Source organism: Nocardia sp. NPDC051929 (genome assembly GCF_044548645.1).
GTDB classification, from domain to species: domain Bacteria; phylum Actinomycetota; class Actinomycetes; order Mycobacteriales; family Mycobacteriaceae; genus Nocardia; species Nocardia sichangensis.
In genome coordinates this window covers 272,995-279,513 of the sequence record NZ_JBIUCG010000001.1, presented here as the reverse complement: position 1 = coordinate 279,513, position 6,519 = coordinate 272,995, and the positions used below count along the sequence as shown (strand labels likewise).

At 68.5% G+C, this 6,519-nt stretch carries 5 protein-coding genes; 2 read left to right on the top strand and 3 right to left on the bottom strand.

The annotated features are described in order from the left end of the window. Nucleotides 1-864 precede the first annotated feature (864 nt). Complete coding sequence (locus tag ACIHAX_RS01050; protein WP_364425092.1) at nucleotides 865-2,577, top strand: glycoside hydrolase domain-containing protein; 1,713 nt, start codon at nucleotides 865-867, stop codon at nucleotides 2,575-2,577. A 194-nt stretch (nucleotides 2,578-2,771) separates the two neighbouring features. Here ACIHAX_RS01050 and ACIHAX_RS01045 read toward each other — a convergent pair whose 3' ends face one another. Continuing rightward, the gene (locus ACIHAX_RS01045) at nucleotides 2,772-3,197 is read right to left on the bottom strand and encodes an HIT family protein (protein ID WP_364425090.1); all 426 of its coding nucleotides are present in this window, start codon (nucleotides 3,195-3,197) and stop codon (nucleotides 2,772-2,774) included. A 50-nt stretch (nucleotides 3,198-3,247) separates the two neighbouring features. Further along, nucleotides 3,248-3,625 carry a PH domain-containing protein gene (locus ACIHAX_RS01040; protein ID WP_356963646.1) on the bottom strand — a complete coding sequence of 126 codons (378 nt, stop codon included), beginning with the start codon at nucleotides 3,623-3,625 and terminating at the stop codon, nucleotides 3,248-3,250. Nucleotides 3,626-3,806: 181 nt separating this feature from the next. Between ACIHAX_RS01040 and purD the strand changes: the two genes are divergently transcribed. Further along, nucleotides 3,807-5,078, top strand: a complete 1,272-nt coding sequence (gene purD / locus ACIHAX_RS01035) for a phosphoribosylamine--glycine ligase (protein WP_356963647.1) — start codon at nucleotides 3,807-3,809, stop codon at nucleotides 5,076-5,078. A gap of 486 nt (nucleotides 5,079-5,564) precedes the next feature. On the opposite strand, the gene ACIHAX_RS01030 is transcribed toward purD, so the two are convergent. Next, complete coding sequence (locus tag ACIHAX_RS01030) at nucleotides 5,565-6,407, bottom strand: M23 family metallopeptidase (RefSeq protein ID WP_397275130.1); 843 nt, start codon at nucleotides 6,405-6,407, stop codon at nucleotides 5,565-5,567. Nucleotides 6,408-6,519: the final 112 nt, after the last annotated feature.

Genomic DNA, 6,519 nt, shown 5'->3' with positions numbered 1-6,519 from the left:
AGGGGGCTCCGTCCAGCCGCTGCGCGTCTGTAGCTCAGTGGTAGAGGCCGTGCTCGGTGTTGTAAGCGAGCGGTCGTCAGTTCAATCCTGACAGGGGGCTCCGTCCAGCCGCTGCGCGTCTGTAGCTCAGTGGTAGAGGCCGTGCTCGGTGTTGTAAGCGAGCGGTCGTCAGTTCAATCCTGACAGGGACACCATTCGGCACCTCTGTGGTTGCAGCCCGTGAGGTCTCTGCCGGGCAGGATGCCGCTCGATTCGATCGGCGGCCCCGACACCGCTCGTCGCTGTCGCGGTCGTCTCCGGCTCGAGTTCGGCTGCGTGATTCGGTCGGGCCGGGCGCTTTCGGGAGTCTCCGAGAGGGCGTCACGGTCGCGGCAGGCGAGAGCCGAGGCGGACCGGGCGCACCGCTTGCGCTGCCAGTTGGACGATCTGCGGGCTGTGGCGCGGCCAGAGGGAACGATCGCGGTGGCCGCGGAAGACCTGCCGCCGAACGCGCCGATTCGAATTCGGTGGCTGCGGTGAAGAATTCGTCATCCTGGCCTGCTCCCGAGTGCTCAGCGCAAACGGCTGACCAGTTCGAGAGTGATAGCAAACAGTTGGCAAATCTGATTACCGACTGCCGAGCATGTTTCCCGCTACGAGTCTGTTTGTAGTCTGGTGTGCGCAAATATTTCTCGTGACGAGCATGTTCAGGTCACGCGCAAACACCGGATGGGCCACAAACGGGACATCTCGGCATACTTCGCGCACATTCGGGTGACTCTAGCTCTGTCGGGTTCTCCATCTGCCGAAAGTTGCTTCAGATGTACGAATACAACGCGTTGCCGCCGACCGTTGCGCGGGCTCGTACGACCAAGGGGGCGCGCGATGACTGAGCTGATCGACTTCTCCGCCGCGCTCATCGAGCCGCAAGCGATCAAAGACGCTGGATACACGGGCGTCATAGGCTACTTCAGCGATTCCCGTCCTGGCACGAATTTCGGTGCGAAGCCGCTGCGGCGGGAATACTGCGACCGATTACGCGCCATCGGGCTCGAGATAGTCACCAATTACCAGTACGGCAAGGGGGAGACGTCGGACTGGAAAGGCGGTTACGACGCGGGCGTGCGCCACGCGCGGATCGCGCTCGGTTACCACCGCGCGGCCGGCGGGCCGGATTCCCGCCCGCTGTATGCCCCCGTTGACGCGAATCCGTCGCTGGACGAGTGGAATTCGCTGATCGCGCCGTTTCTCCGGGGCTGGGCATCGGTCGTCGGTCTGGAATGGACCGGCATGTACGGCAACGCCCGGTGCATCGACTGGGCGCTCGAGGACGGCGTCGCCACGTGGTTCTGGCAACACAACTGGTCCGGTGATTCCTCGATCAACGGCGACCATCCCGCCGCGCACCTCCATCAGATCCGCATCGACGCCGACCGGGTCGGCGGCGTCGTCGTGGATGTCGACAAAGTCCTCGCCGCCGACTACGGCCAATGGTCGAAGGCGAATCCGAACTCAGGGGGAACAATGCAGAAGCCCGATTACGTCGAATTGGACCGGATGGGCGACTCCGCGTCCAGCCGCCACGGTGCGCGCGTCGAGAACTTCCTGCTGCATACCCAGGAAGGCAACGGAACCGCCGAAAGCCTGGCCAACTATCTGAACAATCCGGCGAACGGCGTGAGCTACCACTACACCGTCCGCGATGGCGTGGTGGTCGATGTGGTCGACACCGACCTGGCCAGTTGGTCGGTGCTGGACGCGAACTCGTTCACCATCAACCTCTGCTTCGCGGGCAGCCGCGTCGCATGGAGCAGGGACGACTGGCTGCGCATCCGCGACGATATCCGCATCGCGGCCTGGCTCGCGGTGCAGGACGCGCGCAAATACGGCTTCGACACGTATGTCATCACGCCGCCCTACCAGCGGCGCCAGGGCATTTCCGACCACAAGTACGTCACCGAGTGTCTCGGCATCGGCACGCACACCGATGTGGGACCGAATTTCCCCTGGGACGTGTTCGCCGACGACGTGCGCGGCTTCGCCACCGGCGAGCCGAGCGGATCGGAGCCGAACGCGATCAACGATTGCGCGGCGGCGAATCCGTGGCTCGGTACGCGGATCACGGCAGGGGAGATCGCGACACCCGACGGCGCGGGGCGCTTCGCCCAGTTCGAGCACGGGTACATCTATTGGCATCCGGACACCGGCGCGCACGCCATCCCGGAGACGCTGTGGGGAAAGTTCGAAGCATTGGGTTGGGAGGCAGGCCCGCTCGGCTATCCGATCACCGACCGCACCGTCGTGCACGGGGCGGACGGCCAGACGACGGGTGAGGTGCAAGGCTTCCAAGGCGGAGCGCTCTACCGGCGCCAATCGAGCGACAGCGTGTGCTGGGTGCACGGCGCGATCCGCGACCGCTGGAACCGCTCGGGCTACCAGACCGGCCCGCTGGGCTGGCCGACGACCGACGAGATCCCCTGGGACACGGGTACCTACCAGGACTTCGAGCACGGCCGGATCTACTGGACCCCGAGCCAAACCCTGGCCACGGTCGCGATCGGCGGAGTCGATACACCCTTGCACGACGTCGCGAGCTGACCGATAGATAGAGAAAGGTAAGGGTCGACCGCGACGAGCGGTCGGCCCTTACCAAAACCGAGGCGACGACTGATCTCGTACGAACATGGGTAACTCACCGGGTACTCCCAGAACCTACGTGGCACGCAACGCAGGACCTGAACGCAAATCACGCACCACCCGACCAGTACGGCCTGAATACCCGGAGAGGCGGATCAGCCTGGGACGTTGTCGCCGTGGCCGAGGTCGCGCAGCGCCTGCTTGATCTTGGCCTGGGCCTCGTCCAGGGACTCCGGACTCGGGTTCGGGTCGGCGCCGGAGATGTCGAAGTCACCCAGCGAGAAGGCCGGGAACACGTGGACGTGCAAATGTGGCACTTCCAGACCGGCGATCAGCAGACCGGCGCGCGGCGCGGCCCAGGCCGCGCGCACGGCCTGGCCGATCTTCTGTGCGACGGCGGTCAGCCGGGCGAGGGTGTCGGTGTCGATGTCCTGCCAGTGGTCGATCTCCTTGCGGGGCACCACGAGGGTGTGACCGGGAGTGACCGGGGCGATGGTGAGGAAACCGACGAACTCGTCGTCCTCCCAGACGAAACGGCCCGGGAGCTGACCGGCGATGATCGCGCTGAAGACGGAAGCCATGTCCCGCAGCGTAGACCGGCCCGTGTGCCCAGGCGCCGGACCGCCCCGCGCTACACCGCGACGAAATGCGACAGGATGCCCTGCACCTCGTAGATGTCCACCTGCCGGTTGAACCGCTTCAGCAGCGGCTCGTCGCCGCCCGAGATCCAGATGGCCAGCTCCGCGTCCAGATCGAAGGTGCCCGCGGTCTCCACCGAGAAATGGGTGATCGCGCGATAGGGAACGCTGTGGTAGCTCACCTTGCGGCCGGTGACGCCCTGCTTGTCGATGAGGATCAGGCGGCGGTTCGTGAACAGCATCGCGTCGCGGACCAGCAGGTACGCGGCATAGACCTGTTCGCCGTTGCCGAGGAGCTTGGCGTACTCCTGTTGCGCCTGCCCCGGATCGATCCGGCCGGCGTTGCCCATCAGTCCGTCGATCAGACCCATCTCAGCACTTCCTTCGGGTGCTCCGGCGGCACGAGTGGTCAGGCCCCCGCTCGTGCCGGAAAGGACGACAGTGGTCGGTGTGGGCCGTGTCACGCCCCACATCCGTTGTCCCCTTTCATCATCCCCTCCGCGCGCACCGGCAGCGGCGAAGACGCCGAACGGCTCGTTTAGGCTGTCTGCCGTGCGTGTACTCGTCATCGGTTCCGGAGCCCGTGAACATGCCCTCGTCCTGGCGCTGCGCCGGGACCCCGCGGTGACCGCGCTCTTCGCCGCCCCCGGCAACGCCGGGATCGCCCAGCACGCGCAGGTCCGCCCGGTCGACCCGTGCGCCGCCGAGGACGTGGTCGCGCTGGCCACCGAGGTGGACGCCGACCTGGTGGTGATCGGCCCCGAGGTCCCGCTGGTGCTCGGCGTCGCCGACGCGCTGCGGGTGGCGGGCTTCCCGTGCTTCGGTCCGTCGGCCGCGGCCGCCCGGATCGAGGGCTCCAAGGCGTTCGCCAAGGATGTGATGGCCGCCGCGGGCGTGCGCACCGCGCACAGCGAGGTGGTGGACAACCCGGCCGAGCTGGACGACGCGCTGGACCGTTTCGGTCCTACCTGGGTGGTGAAGGACGACGGACTCGCGGCGGGCAAGGGCGTGGTGGTGACCGCCGACCGCTCCGCCGCGCGCGAGCACGGGGCCGAACTGCTCGAACAAGGCCACCCCGTACTGCTGGAATCGTTCTTGGACGGACCGGAAGTCTCGCTGTTCTGCCTGGTCGACGGCGAGACGGTGGTTCCGCTACTGCCCGCGCAGGACCACAAGCGCGTCGGTGACGGCGACACCGGCCCCAATACCGGCGGCATGGGCGCGTACACGCCGCTGCCCTGGCTGCCCGCGCAGACCGTCACCGCGATCGTCGATGACGTGGTGAAACCCGTTGCCGCCGAGTTGGTGCGGCGCGGCAGCGGCTTCTCCGGCCTGCTCTACGCGGGGCTGGCGATCGGCGCGGCCGGGCCCGCCGTGGTCGAATTCAATTGCCGCTTCGGCGATCCCGAGACGCAGGCGGTGCTCGCGTTGCTGGAAAGCCCGCTCGGCGAACTGCTGCACGCCACCGCCACCGGCACGCTGGCGCAGGTCGCCCCGCCGCGCTGGCGCGACGGCTCCGCGATCACCGTGGTGCTCGCCGCGGAGAACTACCCGGGGCGCCCGCGTCTCGGCGACGCGATCTCCGGCGCGGGCGAGGGCGCGTCCGACGAGAACGCGACGGTGCTGCACGCGGGCACCACGCAGCGCGAAGACGGCGCCCTGCTCTCCGCGGGCGGGCGGGTGCTGAACGTGGTCGGCGTCGGCGCCGACCTTTCCGAGGCCCGCGCCCGCGCCTACGACCGCATCGCCGCGATCAAACTGCCGGGCAGCCACTACCGCACGGATATTGGCTTGGCCGCCGTCGAGAACCGCATCGAGGTCTGAGCGGGCGGCTCGGTCGGCGCAGGCCTTGGTGGCCGCGCAGCAGAGCCGACGGATCGGGGTAGAACCGGCTCGGTCGGTGCAGGCGCTGGTCGCCGTACAGCAGAGGCAGTGGATCGGGGTCGCACCGGTCCGGTCGGTGCAGCCGCCCTGGTCGCCGTACAGCAGAGCCGACGGATCGGGGTCGAACCGGCTCGGTCGGTGCAGCCGCCCTGGTCGCCGTACAGCAGAGCCGACGGATCGGGGTAGAACCGGCTCGGTCGGCGCAGGCCCTGATAGCCGCCCAGCAGACGGCAGTATGGGGCTCGAACTGCTGAGCCTGCTACTGGTCGGGGCCTGGTCCGCGGCGTCGATCTCCTATGCCGCTACGTGGCCGACCGTCGTCCACACCAGCGCAGGGCCGGTCCTCGCCGCAGGTGCGTGGAACCGCTCCTGTGCCGACGGTTGCGCGTGCCCCGATGCCGCTCGAGCCACCGGGTGCGTCGCGGTTCAGCCGAACGTGAGTCCGCGCACCGCCAGCCACTGCTGCGGGTCCACGTGCTGTCCGCCGACGATCACCTCGAAGTGCAGGTGCGGACCCGTCGAGTCGCCGCGGTTGCCCATGCGGGCGATCTGCATCCCCGCGGGCACCCGCTCGCCGACCGAGACGAAGAAGTCGTACATGTGCCCGTAGACGGTGATGCTGCCGTCATCGTGGCGGATTCGCACCCACAGGCCGAAGCCCTGCGCCGGTCCCGCGTCGATGACGGTGCCGTCGGCGACCGCGTAGATCGGGGTGCCGATCGGGCCCGCGATGTCGATGCCGTTGTGGAACGTGCCCCAGCGCGAGCCGAAGCCGGAGGTGAAGACGCCGTGGGCGGGTAGAACGAAGCCCCGGCCGCCCGGCAGCATCGCCCCGGGCTGCACCGGTGCGGTTCCGGTCATCCACGGCTGCTGCTCACCGGCGACGGCGGCGGCGGCCTCGGCCTTCGCGCGTTCGAGGGTCGCGCGTGCGGCGGCCGCGACCACCGCCTGTTCGCGCAGCCGCTCACCGTTGGCGATGGCGTTCAGCAACCTGGTCACCGAGGGCGGAGTGTTCTGCATCTGCGGTGGATATGCGACGGCGACGAGCTGGGCGGCGTCCGGCGCGGGCGTGCGATCGGTGACCGTCCCGGCGAACGACATGTCGCTCGCGGCGAACACCGCGGTCGCCGCGAGCCCGCCGAGCAGCACCTTGTGCTTGCGCGCCAGTCCGAGCAACGCCTCGCCGCTGGGTTTGCGGCGCCACAGGTCACGGGGATCCGGCCTGCGCCGCCACCAGGCCCGCAGGTGGCGGCGGCGCGCCCACAGCACGCGCGGATCGAGTCTCCCGAAAAGTCGAGGTCGGGAACGTCGCGGTAGGCGCGCACGCCAGTCGCGCGGAATGACGCCTATGCCGGCTACTCCGCGCACTCGGTCGAGTCCG